Raw genomic sequence first — 20,287 nt, 5'->3', positions numbered from 1 at the left:
GACGGGTGTGAGGAGTCAGCCCCATGTGCTCGGGATCGTGCTCGCCGGTGGCGAGGGTAAGCGCTTGTACCCGCTCACCGCTGACCGCGCCAAGCCCGCAGTCCCCTTCGGTGGCGCCTACCGCCTCATCGACTTCGTGCTCAGCAACCTGGTGAATGCGGGGTACCTACGGATCTGCGTGCTCACCCAGTACAAGTCGCATTCCCTCGACCGGCACATCTCGCAGACGTGGCGGCTGTCCGGATTCGCCGGCGAGTACATCACCCCGGTACCTGCGCAGCAGCGGTTGGGCCCCCGCTGGTACACGGGCAGCGCCGACGCGATCTTCCAGTCCCTCAACCTGGTCTACGACGAGGATCCCGAGTACATCGTCGTCTTCGGTGCCGACCATGTGTACCGGATGGATCCCGAGCAGATGGTGCAGCATCACATCGACTCGGGAGCGGGGGTCACCGTCGCGGGGATCCGGGTACCGCGCAGCGAGGCGTTCGCGTTCGGATGCATCGACAGCGACGAGACCGGCCGGATCACCCAGTTCCTCGAGAAGCCCGCACACCCGCCGGGAACGCCCGACGACCCCAATGTGACGTTCGCCTCGATGGGCAACTACGTCTTCACCACGAAGGTTCTCGTCGACGCGATCCGCGCCGACTCCGAGAACTCCGATTCCGACCACGACATGGGCGGCGACATCATTCCGGCGCTCGTCGACGCCGGGCTCGCGTCGGTCTACGACTTCAAGAACAACGTGGTCCCCGGCGCGACGGACCGTGACCGCGGGTACTGGCGGGACGTCGGCACCATCGACGCGTTCTACGACGCGCACATGGACCTCGTCTCCGTCCACCCGGTGTTCAACCTCTACAACCGGCGCTGGCCGATCCGGGGCGGTGCCGAGAACCTGGCGCCCGCGAAATTCGTCAAGGGCGGACTGGCACAGGAGTCCGTCGTCGGTGCCGGGTCGATCCTGTCCGCGGCCACCGTCCGCAACTCGGTGCTCAGCTCCAACGTCATGGTCGAGGACGGCGCCACCGTCGAGGGCAGTGTCCTGATGCCCGGCGTCCGGGTCGGCAAGGGTGCCGTGGTGCGCCGCGCCATCCTCGACAAGAACGTCGTGGTCGGCGAGGGCGAGATCATCGGTGTCGACCTCGAACGGGACCGCCAACGGTTCGCCGTCAGCAACGGCGGCGTCGTCACTATCGGAAAGGGCGTGTGGATCTAGCCGCCGCCGGACCGCGCGTCCAGACCGGTGGCCTGGACGTCAGTGCCGGGCGGCGCAGAGCAGACCGTCGCCCACCGGGAACAGCACGCGGGTGAGCCGGTCGTCGTCGGCGATGGTCCGCGCGGCCTCCCGGACCGCGACCGTGGTGGCATCGCGCTGGCCCGGATCGGCCACACGGCCGCCCAGCAGCGCGTTGTGGAGCACGATCACGCCACCCGGGCGCAGCAACCGCACGCCCTCACGGACGAAGTGCGGGTGGTCGGCAGGGCAGTTGTCGACGAACACCAGGTCGTAGGCCGAATCGGCGAGGCGCGGCAGAACGTCGAGGGCGCGGCCGTTGATCAGGCGGGTCCGGGACGGCGCGATGCCGGCCACTCGGAACGCCTGCTTGGCGGCACGCTGATGTTCGGGTTCGCTGTCGATCGTGGTGAGGACGCCGTCCTCGCGCATGCCACGGAGCAGCCACAACCCGCTGACGCCGGCGCCGGTTCCGACCTCGACAACGGTCTTCGCATCGAGCATCCTGGTGAAGAGCGCGAGTGCGGCACCGACCGGCGCAGGTACCGGCTCGGCACCGAGTTCCGTGGCTCGGTCCCGTGCGGTGGTCAGCATCTCGTCCTCGAGGATCGTGTCCTCGGTGTGGGTGAGAATCCGTTCGGCGTTCGTGTGCACGCAATAGAGGCTAGCCGCGCCGCGTTCCCGATTCCTCGAGGCTCGCTCGTCTGGACCCGTCGAGGCCCGCCTCGGTGACATTGCGAGGCTCGCCTCGGTGACATTGCGAGGCCCGCCTCGGCAGAATTCTCAGCCCCCGCTCAGCTTGTTCATAGTGCGCACATATCGGGGTACGACAGGCTGAGTGCAACGCCGGACGACTAGACCGCACGGCGTGAAGATCACGCTCCTCGCGGGCGGTGGGAACAATTCCGAGTTCTCGGGAGTTGAACGTCCACAATCCCGTGTCTCGTGATCAGCGGTCCTGAGTAGGAGGATCCACCCATCCTGATGATCAATGCCGAACGCACACCCACCGACACCGCCGAAGGAATCGCGGCGGGCACAGATTCTGGTGTGTCCGCAGTCGGCATCGATGTCGAATGCCCCGAACCGACCGGCACGGCCGCGTTCGACGCTACGGGTGACCGGGCCGCGATGCCGTCGTGGGACGAGTTGGTCCGCGAGCACGGCGACCGCGTCTACCGGCTGGCCTACCGCCTCTCGGGCAACGCGCAGGACGCCGAGGACCTGACGCAGGACACGTTCATCCGTGTCTTCCGGTCGCTGCAGAACTACCAGCCCGGCACGTTCGAGGGTTGGCTGCACCGGATCACCACGAACCTCTTCCTCGACATGGTGCGTCGTCGCAACCGCATCCGGATGGAGGCGCTGCCCGAGGACTACGACCGGGTCCCGTCGGATTCGCCGAACCCCGAGCAGATCTACCACGACGCGCGTCTGGCACCCGACCTGCAGTCGGCGCTGGATTCGCTGGCTCCCGAGTTCCGTGCCGCGGTGGTCCTGTGTGACATCGAGGGACTGTCGTACGAGGAGATCGGTGCGACACTGGGAGTCAAGCTGGGTACTGTTCGCAGCAGGATTCATCGCGGACGACAGGCATTGCGTGACCACCTGGCCGCGAATGGGAAGGTCGACTCCGATCAGATCGGTGTCGGGTAGTGGTGCAGGAGGGTTTGATGACGCAGGCGCGCAGACCTCGTCAGTTCGGCTCCACTGAACACCTGGCGAGCGAGGCGATCGCCTCGTATGTGGACGGCGAACTCCGCATGAACGCGTATCTGCGTGCCTCCCAGCACCTGGCCTTGTGTCCCGACTGCGCCGCGGAGGTCGATGCCCAGCAGCAGGCGCGGATCGCGCTGCGGCATGCCGGCGAGGTCGCCATGCCCAGTTCCCTGCTCGGTCTGCTGAGCCAGATCCCGCGCTGCCACGTGCCCGACCCCGAGGACAACCCCGCACGGGATTCAACTCCGGGCATCATCTCGTTCGACCGGGACAGCGACATTTCCCGTCGCTGGCCGTTCCGTCGGCGCCGCTGACGGTGCCTCCCGGCACACCGCTGTCCTGATCGGTGATACTGGCATGCGTGACTGACGCACACGAGGGGGACATGCGCGCGTGACGGCTGATTCGAGCACGCCGGGGACGGCTGACGGCGACACCCCGGACACCGGCGGGCACGCGGGTTCCGCCCGTCAAGACGGGCCGCGGCTGGCTCCCCGCCCTGTGTATCGCCCCGACGTCGACCCCACGGCGCAACACGCGTTCGGGCGTCCCGCGGGCGTGAGCGGTTCCTTCGTGCCGGAGGCCGAGCACCGCGCCACCGGCGCGCCCACGCTCCGCCTCGGTGCGCCCGACGCGGTCATGGCGGAGGCGTTCGGTCGTCCCGCCGGTGAGCCACATTCGCTGCAGCGCGGCCCCGAGGGCCCACCCGACGTCCCCGAGGACGCACCGGACGGCGATCCGTGGCGCGATCCCGAGGCCCCCGTCCGGCTCGGCGCTCCAGCCGAGGCCGCCACCGGTCCCGCGCCGCTGCCGGACGCCCCCAAACTCGGCATCCGTGACGTCCTGTTGGGCGAACGCATCGAACGGAAGGCGCTCGTGGCCCTGGCGGCCACCGCGCTCGCGATCGGCCTGGTGGGCGGCCTGATCGCCACCGCGGTCACGTCGGACCGGGGGTCCCTCACGAGCGATCGGGTGACGCTGTCGCAGTCCGGCGGCGGCGAAGACGCCCCGCAGGGGCAGATCGCCACCGTCGCCGACGCCGTCCTGCCGTCGGTGGTGTCGATCCAGGTGGCACAGGGTGATCAGTCCGGAACCGGTTCGGGCGTCGTCGTCGACGGCGCGGGCTACGTCGTCACCAACAATCACGTCATCTCGATGGCCGCGACCAATCCGGGGGACTCGACGATCCGCGTCACGTTCTCCGACGGCACGAAGGTGCCGGCGCAGATCGTCGGCCGCGACATCAAGACCGATCTCGCGGTCCTCAAGACCGAGGCGGAGAACCTGACCGTCGCCGACCTCGGCCGGTCCGACGACGTGCGGGTGGGTCAGGACGTCGTGGCGGTCGGCTCCCCGCTGGGCCTGAACAAGACCGTGACCCGAGGCATCGTGAGCGCACTCCAGCGTCCGGTGCGGCTCAGCGGCGAGGGCACCGACACCGACGCCGTGATCGACGCCGTCCAGACCGACGCCGCGATCAACCCCGGCAACTCGGGTGGCCCCCTCGTCGATATGGAGGGCCGCGTGATCGGCATCAACTCGGCGATCCGATCCGAGAGCGGCGGCTCGGTGGGTCTCGGCTTCGCCATCCCGATCGACGACGTCACGGCGGTCGCGCAGGAACTGATCCGCAACGGCGTGATGCACCATCCGGAGATCGGCGTCAATGCCCGCACGGTCATCAACGACGCGACCAGCGGTGCCCAGGTCGCCAACGTGCAGTCCGGAAGTCCGGCGGAGGAAGCCGGCATCGTCGAGGGCGACGTGATCGTCAAGGTCGGTGATCGGACCGTGGCGAGCGCCGACGAGCTGGTCGTGGCCGTGCACGACCAGACGGTCGGTCAGCAGGTTCAGGTGCAGCTGGTCCGCTCCGGGCGGCTCGTCGACGTCCAGGTGACGCCCACATCGGACTGATGTGAGCGTCCAGTATGTGACGGGCATGTGATATTTGCGGATCACACGAGCGATTCCGGCGTCGGGCACGTACTCTGAACCCGTGTTTGGCAACATCGGCTGGGGCGAGTTCATGGTGCTCCTCATCGCAGCGCTCGTGATCCTCGGACCCGAGCGGCTTCCTGGCGCCGTCAGCTGGGTCACCAAGACGATGCGTCAGGTCCGGGACTACGCGGGCGGCGCCAGCCAGCAACTCAAGGACGAGCTGGGACCGGAGTTCGACGATCTCCGCAAGCCGCTGTCCGACCTCAACCAGCTGCGCGGCATGACGCCGCGCGCGGTCATTACCAAGCACCTGCTCGACGGTGACGACTCGATCATCAGCGGGACCTTCGACGGCAAGCCCTTCGCGAACGGGTCCACGGGCCCGTCGTTGTCGAAGCAGGCGCCCTCGTCGCCGCCCCTCGCGGCGAACGAGCGCCCGCCGGTCGACCCGGACGCCACGTAGCCGACCGGCCGCCACGTACACACGAGTAGGGCCCCCACGCGGATCGCGTGGGGGCCCTACTCGTCGGAGAAGCGCCTACAGGTGCCGGGTGGTGTCGATGCCGAGGGACATCCCGGCGAGGCCGCGGGCACGCACGGACAGCTTGTCGGCGATGTCGCGCAGCGCGCTGCCGGCCGGGGAATCGGGGGCGCTGAGCACGATCGGCATGCCGGCGTCGCCACCCTCGCGGACGGCCTGCTCGAGCGGAATCTGTCCCAGCAGGGGAACCTTCGCGCCGACGGCCTTCGTGAGACGGTCCGAGACGGCCTGCCCGCCACCCGAGCCGAACACCTCCATACGGGTGCCGTCGGGCAGTTCCATCCACGACATGTTCTCCACGACACCGGCGATGCGCTGGCGGGTCTGCAGCGCGATCGCGCCGGCCCGCTCGGCGACCTCGGCCGCGGCCTGCTGGGGCGTCGTGACGACGAGGATCTCGGCGCCGGGGATGAGCTGTGCGACGGAGATCGCGACGTCACCGGTGCCGGGCGGCAGGTCCAGCAGCAGCACGTCGAGATCGCCCCAGAAGACGTCCGCGAGGAACTGCTGCAGCGCGCGGTGCAGCATCGGTCCGCGCCACACGACCGGGGTGTTGCCCTGGGTGAACTGGGCGATCGAGATCAGCTTCACGTCGTGGGACTGCGGCGGCATGATCATCCGCTCCACCTGGGTGGGCTTGGCATCGGTGCCGAGCATGCGGGGTACGGAGTGGCCGTAGATGTCGGCGTCGAGCACGCCCACCGACAGGCCCTTCGCGGCCATGGCCGCAGCGAGATTCACTGTGACGCTGGACTTTCCGACGCCACCCTTGCCGGACGCGACCGCGTAGACGCGGGTGAGCGAGCCGGGCTGGGCGAACGGGATCACCGGCTCGGTGGTGTCGCCGCGGAGCGAGCGGCGCAGCTCGGTCCGCTGCTCGTCGCTCATCACGTCGAGGTCGACGCGGATCGTGCCCGCGCCCTCGACGTCCGCGACGGCCTTGGTCACGCGTTCGGTGATCTCGGTACGCAGCGGGCAACCCGCGGTGGTGAGGTAGATGCCGATGTCGACACTGCCGTCGTCGCCGATCTCGATGCTCTTGACCATCCCGAGTTCCGTGATGGGTTTACGGATCTCGGGGTCCTGCACCCGCGACAGTGCGGTGCGGACGGCGGTCTCGCTCAGGGCTGCCATGCCCCCATGGTAGGCGGCGCCGTTATGCGACCGGGCCCGGTGGGGGTGCGGGTGCCTCCGCCGGTGCGGCGGGCGGGCAGAAGACGAGGCACGGCAGCGGCGGAAGCCCGGGGATGACGGGGAGGGGCATGGGCGCGGGCGCAGGTGCGGGGACCTGCTCGGCAGGCGGTGCCGCGGGTGCGGTGGGCGGTGTGGCCGACGTGTACTCGGGAGCCGCGGCGGCCACCGATGCCGCCTCCGAATCGGGGGACCGCTCGGGCGGGGCGGGGGTGACGGGAACCGACGGGGCGGCTGTTCCGCCGGTCCGATAGGCCGCCGACCATCCGAGGACGTTCGCCATGTACGAGGCCGAGTTGTTGTAGCGCAGCACGGCGCGCGACGCCTGGGCCGGGTCGTTCAGGTCGAGGCCGCCGGCACACAGGTACCGGGCCGCCGCGAGGGAGGCGTCGAAGACATTGTTGGGGTCCGCGACGCCGTCGCCGTTGCCGTCCGACGCGTAGCGCGCCCAGGTGCTCGGAATGAACTGCATCGGCCCGACGGCGCGGTCGTGCGTCGGATCACCGTCGAGCAGACCGCGATCGGTGTCGGTGATGATCTCGTTGCCGGTCAGGTGTCCATTGAGGGTGGGGCCGAGGATCAGTGTGACGGTGGTGCCGGCCGCGTCGGTCTGGCCGCCACCCGCGTGGCCGGATTCGATCTTCCCGATGCCGGCGAGGAGGTTCCACTGCAGTCCGCAACCCGGCTGGGTGCTCGCCATCGTCAGCTCGGCCGACCGGTAGGCGTTGAGGACGATCTCCGGGATTCCGAGCGGGCCGACCACCACAGGGACCGGGACCGAGCGCGGCGCGGCGCCGGGCAGCAGGCTCGCCGGGTCCGGGATCGTCGGCGTCGCGGCCGGCTTCGCGGTGCGCAGTTGACGCTCGGGCCGGGGTGCGGCGGGGACCAGCCCCACGGTGGGGATGAGGGCGGCCTGCGCGGCCGGAGGCTCGCTGGAGGGATCCAGGTCGTGGGTCGCCGCGGCCGACGCGGACTCGGTGGGGGGAGCCTCGAACACGCCACCTATCGATGACGCTGCTGTCACGAATCCGGCAAGGACGAGGGCCGACACTCCGACAGTTCCACGCACACGCACTCGACAACCCCTCCTTGCAGGAACCCTGCATCCACGCTCACGTACCTCGTTCCGAGCGTTCCGTCGGATACATCTCGAACGATGTGACACACGTTACATATCGGTGACGGGTCGTGTCGGGGAACCGTGGCACCCGCGGGGATCGTCCGCTGTGTCCGGGCTACTTGCGCGCGGCGCGAGCCTTCGGGGATGGACCGGGTTCGCCGTCGTCGTCCTGTCGGGCGTCGCGTTCGGCGAGGATCTGCTTGAGGTCGTCGAGTTCGCGGCGCAGGTAGTCCCGGGTCGCGACCTCGCCCACCGCCAGCCGCAGCGCGGCCAGCTCGCGGGCGAGGAACTCGGTGTCCGCCTTGGTTTGTTCGGCGCGCGCCCGGTCCTCCTCGAGCGAGACGCGGTCGCGGTTCTCCTGCCGGTTCTGGGCCAGCAGGATCAGCGGCGCGGCGTACGCGGCCTGCGTCGAGAACGCGAGGTTCAGCAGGATGAACGGGTAGGGATCCCACTGCAGGCTCACCGCGAAGATGTTCAGCGCGATCCACACGATCACGATCACGGTCTGGATCAGTAGGTAACGGCCGGTGCCGAGGAACCGTGCGATGCTCTCGCTCACCCTGCCCACGGCCTCGACGTCGAAGTGCATGCGCAGCCCGCGAGTCCCGCGGGGGGTCTCGAGGCGCTGGCGTCCGGTCGGCTCACTCATCGCCGGCCTCCTCTTCACGCCAGTCCGTCGGCAGGAGGTGGTCGAGCACGTCGTCGACGGTCACCGCGCCGAGCAGATGGTGCTCGTCGTCGACGACGGGCGCGCACACCAGGTTGTAGGTGGCGAAGTACCGCGTGACGGTGGCGAGCGAGTCCTCGGGATCGAGTCGGGGCAGGTCGTCGTCGAGCACGCCGCCGACAAGGCTCGCGGGCGGCTCGCGGAGCAGCCGTTGCAGGTGGACGCACCCCAGATATCGCCCGGTCGGCGTCGCGGTCGGTGGCCGCACCACGAAGACCATGCTGGCGAGCGCGGGGGTCAGGTCGGCGTTGCGGGCGCGGGCCAGCGCCTCGGCGACCGTCGTGGACGGCGTCAGGACCACCGGTTCGGGCGTCATGAGACCGCCCGCGGTGTCGGGGGAGTGCTCGAGGAGACGACGGACCGGGGCGGAGTCCTCCGGATCCATCAGCTGCAGCAACGACTCGGCGTCGGTCTCGGGGAGCTCGCCGAGGAGGTCGGCGGCGTCGTCGGGGTCCATCGCCTCGAGCACGTCCGCCGCGCGTTCGACCTCGAGGTGGAGCAGCAGGTCGGTCTGGTCGTCGGCGGGCAGCTCCTGCACGACGTCGGCGAGGCGTTCGTCGTCGAGCGCGAATGCCACCTCGTGGCGGCGCTTCTCGGGCAGCTCGCGCATCGCGTGCGCGACGTCGGCGGGGCGCATGCCCTCGAACTGCATCAGCAGCTGGGAGACGCCCTGGCCCGGCATCGACAGCGCGGTCGGGGTCAGCCCGTGCACGTGCTGCCAGTCGACGACGTGGATCGCGGAGCGGCGGCCGAGTCGCCCGCGCGGAGCACGCACCGCGACCCGGGACACCACCCAGTCGCGGGTGCGGGTGAGCTCGATCCCGAGGTCGACGATCACCGCGTCGGTTCCGATGGTCTCGGTGACCTCCGGATCGTCGATCCGGACGCGGGAATCGAGAACCTGGGCGAGTGCCAGGATCTCGGTCGGACGCTGGGTGAAGCGGCGCAGACTGACGTTGCCGGTCTTGAGGGTGACCGACGCCGGTTCGATCGCGGTGACGCGGAGCATGGGCACGAAAATTCTCTTGCGCGTGAACATTTCGATGACCAGGCCCAGCACCCGGGGCGGTTGTCGGCCTATTCGGATCGTCAGGACCACGTCCCGCACACGCCCGATCGACTCGCCGTCCGGTCCGAGAACCACCAGGCCGGCGAGCCTGGCTGCGAATACCTTGTTCACAGCTGCCATGATGAAAAGGCTAGATCCTTGCTGTGTGATCCACTGAATTCGGAGGGCCGTCGGTCATGACTTCTCGTATCAGGCCGCGTCGGTCCGTCCTGGCGGTGCCGGGTTCGAGCCGGAAGATGATCGACAAGGCGAAGGGTCTGCCTGCCGACGAGATCTTCCTCGATCTCGAGGACGCGGTGGCGCCGATCGCGAAGGCCGAGGCGCGGGCGCGGATCGTCGACGCGCTCAACGAGGACGGGTGGGGCGAGCAGATCAAGGTGGTGCGGGTCAACGACTGGACCACCGAGTGGACCCACGCGGACATCGCGACCGTTGTCGGCGGCGCGGGCGCCAATCTCGACGCCGTGCTGCTGCCGAAGGTGCCCGACGCCAGTCACGTTCAGGCCCTCGACCTGCTGCTGACGCAGATCGAGAAGGCCAACGGCCTCGAGGTGGGCCGGATCGGCATCGAACCGCAGATCGAGAATGCGATCGGCTTGACGAACATCAACGCGATCGCGACCGCCAGCCCGCGCGTCCAGACGCTCGTGTTCGGTCCGGCGGACTTCATGGCCAGCATCAACATGCGCACGCTCGTGGTCGGCGAGCAGCCCGACGGGTACGACCGCGGCGACGCCTACCACCACATCCTGATGACGATCCTGATGGCCGCGCGGGCGCACGACCTGCAGGCCATCGACGGCCCGTACCTGCAGATCCGGGACGTCGACGCGTTCCGTCGCTCCGCGCAGCGGACGGCCGCACTGGGGTTCGACGGCAAGTGGGTCCTGCACCCCACCCAGATCGACGCCGCGAACGAGGTCTTCAGCCCGCGGCAGGAAGACTTCGACCAGGCGGAGATGATCCTCGACGCCTACCAGTTCCACACCTCCGCGGAGGGTGGCGGACGCGGTGCGGTCATGCTCGATGACGAGATGATCGACGAGGCGAGCCGCAAGATGGCCCTGGTGATCTCGGCGAAGGGGCGCGCGGCCGGCATGGCGCGCACGTCGGCGTTCACGCCGCCCGCGAACGGGTAGGCGCTCGTCGCTCGGTGCGGGCACAATTGATATCAAGAACCGGACATCGGTAGAACCGGACATATCGCACGCCCCCGAGCAGAAGAGACGAAGACGATGACGAATCCACTCTCGCAGCCGAACCGACAGGGCCGCGGGCTACCGACGCCGCCCACCGGCTGGCCCATCGGTTCGTATCCGACGTACGCCGAGGCGCAGCGCGCCGTGGACTACCTGTCGGATCAGGAGTTCTCGGTCGAGGACGTCACGATCGTCGGCGTCGACCTGATGCAGGTCGAGCGCGTGCTCGGCAGGCTGACCTGGGCCAAAGTCATTGGTGGCGGCATCGTTTCGGGTGCCTGGCTGGGCGTGTTCTTCGGCCTCCTGCTCGGCATCTTCACCGGCGGATTCCTCGGACCGTTGCTGGTGGGCGTGTTCGGCGGCATCATCTTCGGGCTGATCTCCACCACAATCCCGTACGCGGCGGCCCGTGGCACGCGCGACTTCTCGTCGACGATGCAGTTGGTGGCCGGACGTTACGACGTGCTGTGCGACCCGAAGACGGCGGAGTCCGCCCGCGACATGCTGGCCAAGCTTGCGCTCTAGCCGACCGGCGCCGCTTCCGCACCGGCCTGCCGGCGCCGGTGGGACTTCGCGGTAGCGAGGAACACCAGCAGGGTCGCGGCCACAGCGCATCCGGCACCGATCGCGAACGCGATCAGGTAGGCGTCCACCGTGGCTACACCGGCGGCAGTGTGGGTCGTGAGCAGGGTCGCCAACAGGGCGCTCGCGACGCTGCTGCCGACGGTCCGGGCGATCGAGTTGACGCTGTTGGCGACGCCCGTCAGGCCCGGTTCCACCTCCGCGACCAGCAACGCGGGCAGGGACGCGTACGACAGGCTCGTGAACGCGCACATCAGCATCGACGCGCACACCACCTGCCACGCGTGCTCGTGCGCCACGATCATCGAACCGAACCCGAGCACCCCGAGCACGGATGCCGCCGCCATCACGCTGCGCGGGCCGAACCGGGTGATGAGCATGCCGCTGCAGATCGACGCGATCACGCCCACGGTCGCGCCGGGGAGGATGAACATCACGCTGGCGCGCATCGGATCGGCGTCGAAGCCGTAGCCGGCGACCCCGCGGGAACTCTGCACGAAGTACATCACCGCCGTGACGTTGACGAACATTCCGGCGCCGACGAGCAGACCGGCCAGGTGGGTGAACAGCACGGGCCGGCGAGTGAGCATCTCGGTCGGCACGAGCGGCTGGCCGATCCGGCGTTCGAGGGCGAACCAGACGCCCAGCACGACGAGGCCGCCGAAGGCGCAGCCGATCGTCGCGGGCGAGGTCCAGCCCCACCGGACGCCCTCGGCCAGCGGCATCAGCAGCAGCACCAGCCCCGCGCCGAGCAGTGCGGCGCCGGCCCAGTCCACCCGACCGGGGGTGGGGTTCGGGCGGGACGGCACCGTCGCGACGACGCCGACGAGCGCGATGATCGTCATGCCTGTCGCGAGCCAGAACACTCGTCGGTAGTCGGTGCCCTCCGAGACGAGCAGTCCGGTCAGGACCATGCCGATGGCGCCGCCGAAACCGAGCGTGCCGGACAGCAGGCCCATCGCGGACGTCAGCCGCTTCGGCGTGAACTCGTCGCGCAGAATCGCGATACTCACCGGGAAGGCTGCGAACGACAGACCCTGCAGCACGCGTGCGACCAGCAGCCACGGCAGCGACTCGGTGACGGCCCCGATGATCGACCCGACCAGCACGATCACCAGGACGCCCAGCAGGACCGTCCGCTTGCGGCGCAGATCCGCCATCCGGCCCGCTATCGGTGTGGTGACCGCCGCCGCGAGGAAGCTCGCGGTGAGCGTCCAGCCGATCGCGGTCGTGTCGACGTCGAGCTGGTGGCCGATCACACCGGACAGGGGGATGACGATGGTCTGCTGGACCGACGCGACGAGGATGACGAAGCAGAGCGTGGCGGTCAGGGCGGTGCCGGGCGGGCGGGTTTCATTGCGGGGCAAGGGGACTCCTGGACGAATCTGAACGAGATCGAGCAAAGGGCGGAGCAAGGTGTGCGCGAGGCAAGGGGGAGTGCAAATTGGTTAATTCATCTAACTAGTGCGTCGGGTAGGGGATGTCCAGTCGGCTTCCCTGTGGTCGGGAGAGGATCGAAGTAGGTTCGAGCCCATGAACGTTCGACGCCCGAGCCCGACCACCGTTCGGCCCCACGCGTTGTCGCAGCGTTCGGCAGGGCGGGCAACGCTCGCGCGTCAGCACCTACTGCGGCGCAGCGCCGGCGACACGCTCACGACGGTGGAGCACCTGTACGGCGTCCAGGCGCAGTCCCCGTCGGCGCCGTACTTCGCGTTGTGGTCGCGGCTGAAGGGATTTCGGCCCGAGCATCTCGCCAGGCTGATCGAACGCGGCGAGGTGGTCCGCATCGCCTTGATGCGTGGCACCGTCCATCTGGTGACCGCCGACGATGCGTTCGCGCTCCGGGCTCTCGTCCAGCCGCTCTTCGACCGCGATCTCGACACCACTACGCAACACGCCCCGCACCTGGCCGGAATCGACCGGGTCGAACTCGCGGCGGTCGGACGGCGACTCGTCGAGCAAGAGCCCCGCACGATGGCACAGTTGCGCCCGCTGCTGGCCGAGTGTTGGCCCGGACGTGACCCGAACGCCCTCGCGCACGGGGTGCGCGGGCTGGTCCCGCTCGTGCAGCTTCCACCCCGCGGACTGTGGGGCCGGTCGGGGTCTGCGGTGTGCACCACACTGGACTCGTGGGTGGGCAGGTCCGCCGCGTCGGCCCCCTCGGTGGAGCAGATGGTGCTCCGGTACCTCGCGGCGTACGGTCCCGCGAGCGTGCGCGATGTCCAGGCCTGGTCCGGCCTCACCCGGCTGGGGGAGGTGGTCGACCGCCTGCGGCCCGGGCTCGAACGATTCTCGTCGGAGGCGGGGGCCGAGCTGTTCGACCTTCCGGACGCTCCGCGGCCCGACGCCTCGGTCCCGGCCCCGGTGCGGTTCCTCGCGCCGTACGACAACATGCTGCTCTCGTACGCCGATCGCACGCGTTTCCTCGCCGACGAGCACAGGCGGGCGCTGTTCACGCAGAACGGGATCGTCAAGCCCGCGCTGCTCGTCGGCGGCACTGTCGCCGGATGGATCGCAGCGCGGATGGAGGGTGCGACCGCGGTGCTCGAGGTCTCGACCTTCCGGACCCTCGCCCGCACCCACGCGGCGGCCGTGGAGGCGGAAGGGCGGCGTCTGCTGCGCTTCGCCCACCCGGAGGCCGAGACGTTCGATGTGCGGATCGGGCGAGCGGAGTGAGCCTCGCGCGCCCGGGTGTTAGATGGGTGTGTGACTGACAGCGTTATCTCCGCCGTACGCGCACATCTCGACGAATACATCGGCGGGCCGGAGCCGACCGCTGCGTCCGTGACGTTCCTCGGAGTCGAACCCGTCGATGTCCTCCGCTACCCCGGCGACGGTGATGGTCCGGTCCGCTACGCGAGCCTGGGGTGCTCGCGGCACCCGATGGGCGATCCGAGCGACATGATCGCCGACCCGACACGTGGTCCGCGCGCCGAACTGGTGCTCAGCCTCGTCGGCGGCGCGGGCGTCGCGTCCGGCGTGCACCGCACGCTGGCCGTCCTCGCCGCTGCACCGTCCGTCGAGGGCGTGGTCCTCAAGCCGGACGGCCTGATCGACCTGGGGGAGCCGCTGTGGAAGGGCGTGCCGTTCACCGCGGTTCTGCTGGGGCCCAGCGAGATCCCGGACCTGGTGCTGCCCGAACCTCTGGACCCCGTCCAGTTCCTCTCGGTGGTGCCGTTGACCGGAACCGAGGCGGCGTGGGTGCGTCTGCGCGGCGCCGCCGCGCTGCGTGAGGCCTGGGCGGAGGCCGGAATCGACGTGCGCGACCCCGATCGGGGCGCCGCCGCCTTGTGACCCGCCGGTAAAGCGGGCGCAGCGCACATCTTTCGGACCTGACACACTGGACCGGTGCGTATCGATCTCCACACCCACTCGACCGCCTCCGACGGCACGGACACGCCGACGGAACTGGTGCACGCCGCGGCGCGGGCCGGAGTCGACGTACTCGCGATCACCGACCACGACACCACCGCAGGCTGGAGCGACGCGGCGGCCGCCCTTCCCGCCGGAATGCAGTTGGTGCGGGGCATGGAGATGTCGTGCGAGGGGCGGGGCGAGGACGGGCGTCCGGTGGCCGTGCACCTGCTGGCCTACCTGTTCGATCCGAGCGCGCGCGAATTCGCCGTCGAGCGCGAGCGCCTGCGCGGGGAGCGGGTGGCGCGGCTGCGTGCGATGGCGACACGGATGGCCGACGACGGGCTTCCGATCGATCCCGACGAGCTGATGGCCGACGCCGGCCCCGCTGTCGGACGGCCGCACCTGGCGCAGGCGCTGGTCCGTGCCGGCGTGGTCGCCAGCGTCGGCGAGGCGTTCACCGATCTGCTGTCCACCCGGAGCCGCTACTACGTGCACAAGGTCGACACCCCGCTCGAGCACGCGGTCCAGATGGTCGCCGGTGCCGGCGGGGTGAGTGTGATCGCGCACGCCCGGGCCCGCACGCGCGGACGGCTGCTGTCGCTCGACCACATCCGTGTACTCGCCGAGCGCGGTCTGGGTGGACTCGAGGTCGATCACCCCGATCACGACGAGCACGACGTCGCGGTCCTGCGGTCGCTGGCGTCCGAACTGGATCTGATCACCACCGGGTCGTCGGACTACCACGGGTCGAACAAGACCATCGAGCTCGGCCGGCACACCACCGATCCCGGCGAGTTCGAGGCGCTGGTGGCGCGGGCGAGTGGAGTGCCGGTGCTCTCCGGCAGCGACGTCACGATCGGGGGATCCGGCCGGTGATGCGGGACGGATTCGACGGCGTCCGTCGTCGGGGTGACTCGTGGGCGGTGCGTGCCCTGCGGGGGCTGTCCGGTGTCGTGGCGGGCGGCGTCGTGGTCCTCACGCTCGTCGTGATCGGTACCGCGTACCTCGCGTCGGACCGCGGTTTCCCCGGGCCGGGCGGCGAGTCGATCACCGCGCACGTGCTGGCGAGTGTCGCCGTTGTCGGGCTCCAGGTGTTCGCGGATCGGCGCCGCGGGGGAGCCGCGGTGATGTCGGCGATCGCGGCGCTGGCGATCACCGGGCTGTTGCTGTGGAGCCAGTGGTGGTCCTGACCGCCCACTTTCGTCGCCATCCGGCGCGCGACACTGTGCGTCCTCACAGGTAGAACCACTTTTCGGTGAGGTTTCGACCGATCTGACGGATTTGATTCCTGCCTCCCGATGGTGCAGAATTACTGCACTCCACGTGGGTGCTACCGCCCTTCGTTGGAGTTCTCCAGGTGGCAGAACTTGAGCCAGGGCCCACCCCGCCCGGCGCCATCACGCTCCGGCAGTAGTGCAGCGATCGCGCGCCCCGGTAGCTGCAACCGATCAAATCCTGTGTTTCGAAGTGCTGTCTCGTTTTCATCTTGCCGAGACGGTTACTTCTCAGTAACCAGGACCCGAGTGAGTCTGGCCTCAAGAGGAGTGTCATCGTGTCCCCTGTGTCTGAAGCTTCCGTAACGCCAAAGGTCGAAATCACCGACGAGGAAATTTTCGCGGGCCACATCGGTGGCAAGCTCTCAGTTGAGACGACCGCGCCCCTCGATTCCCAGCGTGCGCTGTCGATCGCGTACACCCCCGGTGTTGCGCAGGTCAGCCGTGCGATCCACGCCGACGAGACGCTGGCCGATCGCTACACGTGGACCAGCCGGCTCGTCGTCGTCGTGAGCGACGGCACCGCGGTTCTGGGCCTCGGCGACATCGGCCCGCGCGCCTCGCTTCCCGTCATGGAGGGCAAGTCGGCGCTGTTCAAGAACTTCGCGGGCCTCAACTCGATCCCGCTGGTGCTCGACACCAAGGATCCCGACGAGATCGTCGAGACCCTGATCCGTCTGCGCCCGAGTTTCGGCGCAGTGAACCTCGAGGACATCTCGGCGCCGCGCTGCTTCGAGATCGAGCGCCGCGTCATCGAGGCGCTGGACTGCCCCGTGATGCACGACGATCAGCACGGCACGGCCATCGTGGCGCTCGCGGCGCTGCGCGGTGCCGCGAAGGTCCAGAACCGCGGGATCGAGGGTCTGCGCGTGGTGATCTCCGGTGCCGGTGCAGCCGGTGTCGCGTGCGCCAACATCCTGCTCGCTGCGGGTGTGCCCGACGTGACCGTCCTGGATTCGAAGGGCATCGTCTCGAGCGACCGCGGCGATCTCAACGAGATCAAGGCCGACCTCGCTGCTCGCACCAACCCGGCCGGACGCACCGGTGGGATCGTCGAGGCACTCGACGGCGCCGACGTGTTCCTGGGTGTCTCGGCGGGCACGGTGCCCGAGGAGATCATCGCGACGATGGCTCCCGAGTCGATCATCTTCGCGATGTCGAACCCGGATCCCGAGATCCACCCCGACATCGCGAGCAAGTACGCCGCGATCGTCGCGACGGGCCGCAGCGATTTCCCGAACCAGATCAACAACGTGCTCGCGTTCCCCGGTGTCTTCAAGGGCGCCCTGGACGCCGGTGCGCGCCGGATCACCGAGGGCATGAAGCTGGCAGCCGCGGAGGCGATCCTGTCGGTGCTCGGCGACGAGCTCGCGGTCGACAAGATCGTCCCGAGCCCGCTGGACCCGCGGGTTGCCCCGGCGGTCGCCGCGGCGGTCGCGCAGGCGGCCAAGGACGAGGGTGTCGCGTAGGACGTCCAGGGCGCATCGCGTCTATCGGATCAGCGAAACGCTCGGCCGGGGTTCCCCGGCCGAGCGTTTTCGTGTTCTGGCCCGGTCCCCGTCAACGTCGTTGCGCGAGTAGCGCCGCAGCGAACGCGTCGAGGTCGGCATTGAGGCGTCGCACTCGCTCGGCGCCGAGTTCCTCGACCAGCCGACCGTGGAAGTCCTCCAGGATGTCCCGGCCTGCGGCGGCGGCCGTTTCGCCCGCGTCGGTGAGGGAATGACCGATGATCCTCCCCTTGCCCGGGGTGCGGAGGATCAGGCCGTCGCGTTCCAGGATCGCGGCCATGCTCGTGAGGGACTGGGGCGTCTGCAGCGTCGTGTTCGCCAGCGCCGCGCCCGAAACACCTGGGTGGCGCTTGATCGCCGCGAGCACCGTGTACCTCGCGATCGTGAGATCGATCGTCGCCATCTCGTCGTCGACGACGCGTAGCGCGAGTTGGGAGACATACCGGAGTCGGTGATGAAGGTTGTCGAGTCCGGTCGGATCCGGTTGCGAGAGAAGGTCGGACAGATAGTCCGCCACGGTGGTCTCCTCGAGTTCGTCGTGCCGTTGCCGGCAGTCTATATCAGGTGCCTTATCAGGGACCTGATATAAATGGTTCGGCTCGCCTTCCGGTTCAGCCGACTCCAGAGAGAAGGGATGGACCGTTGCGGGCAGTGCGGCCGACCAACACGGACCGAGGCCGCCTCGACGCGGATCGCGACGACGACGCCGACGGGAAGCGCTCGAGAATGACCGTGCCCGTCATCGCCTTCTCGGCGCTGCTGGGCACGATGATGCAGGCCCTCGTCGTCCCGATGCTGCCGGAGCTCCCCGAAATGCTGAACGCATCGTCCGGTGCGACTTCGTGGATGGTGACCGCGATGCTCCTGTCGGGAGCGATCAGCAGTGTGCTGTTCGGCAGTCTCGGTGACCTCTACGGTCAGCGGCGGATGATGGTCATCGCCATGGCCTGCATGGTTGCCGGATCGGCGATCGGCGCATCGGCGACGACAGTCGGTCCGATGATCGTCGCCCGTGTCCTCCAGGGCGTCACGATGGCGATGATCCCCCTGGGCATCAGTGCGTTGCGTTCGTTCGTGCACGGCGACCGCGTGTTCAAGTCCGTCAGCCTGGTCAGCGCGATGGTGGGTGTGGGCGGTGCTCTCGGCTTCACGGTGAGCGCCGTGGCCGCCGAGTTCGTCGGGCTGCGCGGGTTGTTCGGTGCGTGTGTGGTTCTCGGCCTCATCGCTCTGGCCGGCATCGTCGCCGTCGTGCCGGAAACGACCGGGCGGCCGGGCACGCGAGTCGATGTCGTGGGCGCAGTGGGGCTGAGTATCGGCGTGATCGGCCTCCTGATCGCCCTCAGCAACGGAAACCTGTGGGGATGGGGTTCCGCGGCGACGATCGGCACACTCGCCGGTTCCGTGATCGTGCTCGCGTTGTGGGGGTGGTACGAGTTGCGGATCAGTGCGCCGTTGCTCGACCTGCGTACGACCGCGACCCGCCCGATCCTGTTCACGAACCTGGCCACGATCGCGGTCGGAATCGGTATGTACGTGATCCTGCTCGCGCAGCCTCAGTTGATGCAGCTACCGACCCAGACGGGATTCGGACTGGGGAAGTCCCTCGTCTTCACGGGTCTCTGTGTCGCCCCGAGCGGCCTGGTGTCGCTGACGATGCCGGGCATCGCGGCGCGGGTGTCGGAGCGGTTCGGCCCGAAGATCACGATGGTCATCGGCGCGAGCGGGTTCGCCGCCGGGTACGTGTTTCTCGTACCGTTCCATGGTCAGCTCTGGCAGTTGGTCGCGGCGAGCATGCTCATCATGGGTAGCGTCGCGTTCTGCTTCTCCGCGGCGCCCGCTCTGATTCTCCTGCACGTCGACCGGGCCCAGTCCGGCCAGGCGAACGGAATCAACACTCTCGGACGCTCCCTGGGAACGTCGATCTCGAGTGCCGTGACGACGGCCATCCTGTCGACGACGCTCATCACCACCGGCTTCGGTGCAGGAGAACTCCCGAGCGAACGCGGTTTCACGACGGCGTTCGTCATCGCAGTCATCGCCGGCGTATCGGCGGTCGCGTTCGCCGCAGCGATCCCCCGCGAGGGTCCGGCTGCGGACCGACTGTGACGGGAGCTTCGGAGTCGGTGGGGACGGTCGGTGCGGTGCTCGGTGCGATGTAGGGGCGGCGCAGGCGCCCGGTGCCGGGCACCGACGCCCACACCGCCGCGGCCAGCACGCCGTCGACGATCAGAGCCAGCACCGCCACCAGGATCGCGCCGACCAGGACGCGGTCGTAGCTGCGCAACGCCAGTCCGTCGAAGATGTAGCGGCCGAGGCCACCCAGATTGACGTACGCGGCGACGGTCGCGGTGGCGATCACCTGCAGGGTCGCGCTGCGCAGCCCGCCGAGGATCAACGGCAGCGCGTTGGGGATCTCGACCCGCACCAGCACCTGCAGCGGCGTCATCCCCATCGCCTCCGCGGCGTCCACCACGGTCCGGTCCACGTTCGCGACGCCCGCGTACGTGCCGGCCAGCAGCGGCGGGATACCGAGCAGGACCAGCGCGAGGATCGGCGGCACCAACCCCAGCCCCAGTAGCAGTACCAGCAGTGTGAGCACGCCCAGGGTGGGCAGGGACCGCAGCGCGTTCACCACGCCCACGACGACGATCTCGCCGCGGCGGAAGTGACCGATCGCCAGACCTGCCGGCACCGCGATCACCGCCGCGAACACGACCGCCAGCAGGCTGTACCAGAGATGCTGCAGGATCCGGGCGCCGATCCCGGTAGGACCCTGCCAGTTGGCGGGGTCGACGATGAAGTCCCATGCGCTCGTGAACATG

21 protein-coding genes are annotated in these 20,287 nt (G+C 69.1%); 13 read left to right on the top strand and 8 right to left on the bottom strand.

Features of this window, described 5'->3' with window-relative positions:
• Positions 1–7: 7 nt before the first annotated feature.
• Positions 8–1,222 carry a glucose-1-phosphate adenylyltransferase gene (gene glgC / locus J2X34_RS07365; protein ID WP_114718447.1) on the top strand — a complete coding sequence of 405 codons (1,215 nt, stop codon included), beginning with the start codon at positions 8–10 and terminating at the stop codon, positions 1,220–1,222.
• Positions 1,223–1,261: 39 nt separating this feature from the next.
• Here glgC and J2X34_RS07360 read toward each other — a convergent pair whose 3' ends face one another.
• The gene (locus J2X34_RS07360; protein WP_114718448.1) at positions 1,262–1,894 is read right to left on the bottom strand and encodes an O-methyltransferase; all 633 of its coding nucleotides are present in this window, start codon (positions 1,892–1,894) and stop codon (positions 1,262–1,264) included.
• A 330-nt stretch (positions 1,895–2,224) separates the two neighbouring features.
• Between J2X34_RS07360 and sigE the strand changes: the two genes are divergently transcribed.
• The 4 genes from sigE to tatB all read left to right on the top strand — a co-directional run bounded on the left by sigE (position 2,225) and on the right by tatB (position 5,360).
• Positions 2,225–2,896 carry an RNA polymerase sigma factor SigE gene (gene sigE / locus J2X34_RS07355; RefSeq protein ID WP_114718449.1) on the top strand — a complete coding sequence of 224 codons (672 nt, stop codon included), beginning with the start codon at positions 2,225–2,227 and terminating at the stop codon, positions 2,894–2,896.
• Between the two features lie 17 nt (positions 2,897–2,913).
• Positions 2,914–3,273: an RNA polymerase subunit sigma-70 gene (locus tag J2X34_RS07350; RefSeq protein ID WP_114718578.1), complete on the top strand. Its 360-nt coding sequence runs from the start codon at positions 2,914–2,916 to the stop codon at positions 3,271–3,273.
• 79 nt (positions 3,274–3,352) lie between these two features.
• Positions 3,353–4,873 (top strand): S1C family serine protease, encoded by a 1,521-nt coding sequence (locus J2X34_RS07345; RefSeq protein ID WP_114718450.1) that lies wholly within the window; start codon positions 3,353–3,355, stop codon positions 4,871–4,873.
• Between the two features lie 82 nt (positions 4,874–4,955).
• Entirely contained in the window at positions 4,956–5,360 is a 405-nt protein-coding gene (gene tatB, locus J2X34_RS07340) for a Sec-independent protein translocase protein TatB (RefSeq protein WP_114718451.1), read from the top strand.
• A gap of 75 nt (positions 5,361–5,435) precedes the next feature.
• Here tatB and J2X34_RS07335 read toward each other — a convergent pair whose 3' ends face one another.
• The 4 genes from J2X34_RS07335 to J2X34_RS07320 all read right to left on the bottom strand — a co-directional run bounded on the left by J2X34_RS07335 (position 5,436) and on the right by J2X34_RS07320 (position 9,665).
• Positions 5,436–6,572, bottom strand: a complete 1,137-nt coding sequence (locus J2X34_RS07335) for an Mrp/NBP35 family ATP-binding protein (RefSeq protein ID WP_114718452.1) — start codon at positions 6,570–6,572, stop codon at positions 5,436–5,438.
• Between the two features lie 22 nt (positions 6,573–6,594).
• The gene (locus J2X34_RS07330) at positions 6,595–7,626 is read right to left on the bottom strand and encodes a lytic murein transglycosylase (protein WP_429516459.1); all 1,032 of its coding nucleotides are present in this window, start codon (positions 7,624–7,626) and stop codon (positions 6,595–6,597) included.
• A gap of 238 nt (positions 7,627–7,864) precedes the next feature.
• The gene (locus J2X34_RS07325) at positions 7,865–8,398 is read right to left on the bottom strand and encodes a DUF1003 domain-containing protein (protein ID WP_429516458.1); all 534 of its coding nucleotides are present in this window, start codon (positions 8,396–8,398) and stop codon (positions 7,865–7,867) included.
• Positions 8,391–9,665, bottom strand: a complete 1,275-nt coding sequence (locus J2X34_RS07320) for a magnesium transporter MgtE N-terminal domain-containing protein (RefSeq protein WP_114718455.1) — start codon at positions 9,663–9,665, stop codon at positions 8,391–8,393. The genes J2X34_RS07325 and J2X34_RS07320 overlap by 8 nt, the downstream gene beginning before the upstream one ends.
• A 56-nt stretch (positions 9,666–9,721) precedes the next feature.
• On the opposite strand from J2X34_RS07320, the gene J2X34_RS07315 reads away from it, so the two are divergent.
• On the top strand, positions 9,722–10,684 hold the full coding sequence (locus tag J2X34_RS07315) for an HpcH/HpaI aldolase/citrate lyase family protein (RefSeq protein ID WP_429516457.1): 963 nt from the start codon (positions 9,722–9,724) through the stop codon (positions 10,682–10,684).
• A 96-nt stretch (positions 10,685–10,780) separates the two neighbouring features.
• The gene (locus J2X34_RS07310) at positions 10,781–11,269 is read left to right on the top strand and encodes a general stress protein (protein WP_114718457.1); all 489 of its coding nucleotides are present in this window, start codon (positions 10,781–10,783) and stop codon (positions 11,267–11,269) included.
• On the opposite strand, the gene J2X34_RS07305 is transcribed toward J2X34_RS07310, so the two are convergent.
• Positions 11,266–12,693, bottom strand: a complete 1,428-nt coding sequence (locus tag J2X34_RS07305; RefSeq protein ID WP_429516456.1) for an MFS transporter — start codon at positions 12,691–12,693, stop codon at positions 11,266–11,268. The two genes, J2X34_RS07310 and J2X34_RS07305, sit on opposite strands and share 4 nt — an antisense overlap.
• 166 nt (positions 12,694–12,859) lie before the next feature.
• Between J2X34_RS07305 and J2X34_RS07300 the strand changes: the two genes are divergently transcribed.
• The 5 genes from J2X34_RS07300 to J2X34_RS07280 all read left to right on the top strand — a co-directional run bounded on the left by J2X34_RS07300 (position 12,860) and on the right by J2X34_RS07280 (position 17,426).
• The gene (locus tag J2X34_RS07300) at positions 12,860–14,002 is read left to right on the top strand and encodes a winged helix DNA-binding domain-containing protein (protein ID WP_114718459.1); all 1,143 of its coding nucleotides are present in this window, start codon (positions 12,860–12,862) and stop codon (positions 14,000–14,002) included.
• A gap of 30 nt (positions 14,003–14,032) precedes the next feature.
• Positions 14,033–14,620 (top strand): suppressor of fused domain protein, encoded by a 588-nt coding sequence (locus tag J2X34_RS07295; protein WP_114718460.1) that lies wholly within the window; start codon positions 14,033–14,035, stop codon positions 14,618–14,620.
• Positions 14,621–14,674: 54 nt separating this feature from the next.
• Entirely contained in the window at positions 14,675–15,559 is an 885-nt protein-coding gene (locus J2X34_RS07290) for a PHP domain-containing protein (protein ID WP_429516455.1), read from the top strand.
• Positions 15,559–15,873: a hypothetical protein gene (locus J2X34_RS07285; protein WP_114718462.1), complete on the top strand. Its 315-nt coding sequence runs from the start codon at positions 15,559–15,561 to the stop codon at positions 15,871–15,873. Before J2X34_RS07290 ends, J2X34_RS07285 begins: the two co-directional genes overlap by 1 nt.
• A 362-nt stretch (positions 15,874–16,235) precedes the next feature.
• Entirely contained in the window at positions 16,236–17,426 is a 1,191-nt protein-coding gene (locus J2X34_RS07280) for an NAD(P)-dependent malic enzyme (RefSeq protein WP_114718463.1), read from the top strand.
• A 91-nt stretch (positions 17,427–17,517) separates the two neighbouring features.
• Here the strand turns inward: J2X34_RS07280 and J2X34_RS07275 are convergent, their stop codons facing one another.
• The gene (locus J2X34_RS07275) at positions 17,518–17,982 is read right to left on the bottom strand and encodes a MarR family winged helix-turn-helix transcriptional regulator (protein WP_114718464.1); all 465 of its coding nucleotides are present in this window, start codon (positions 17,980–17,982) and stop codon (positions 17,518–17,520) included.
• Positions 17,983–18,116: 134 nt separating this feature from the next.
• Here J2X34_RS07275 and J2X34_RS07270 point away from each other — a divergent pair, with 134 nt between their 5' ends.
• A complete protein-coding gene (locus tag J2X34_RS07270) occupies positions 18,117–19,571 on the top strand; it encodes an MFS transporter (protein ID WP_114718465.1) in 1,455 nt (484 codons plus the stop codon).
• Here J2X34_RS07270 and J2X34_RS07265 read toward each other — a convergent pair.
• The gene (locus J2X34_RS07265; protein WP_254622859.1) at positions 19,498–20,286 is read right to left on the bottom strand and encodes an ABC transporter permease; all 789 of its coding nucleotides are present in this window, start codon (positions 20,284–20,286) and stop codon (positions 19,498–19,500) included. The two genes, J2X34_RS07270 and J2X34_RS07265, sit on opposite strands and share 74 nt — an antisense overlap.
• Position 20,287: the final 1 nt, after the last annotated feature.

The organism is Rhodococcus sp. BE178 (assembly GCF_050433545.1).
In the GTDB taxonomy this organism is placed as follows: domain Bacteria; phylum Actinomycetota; class Actinomycetes; order Mycobacteriales; family Mycobacteriaceae; genus Prescottella.
Note: the sequence above shows the minus strand (reverse complement) of the source record. Positions and strands in the feature narration are given on the sequence as shown.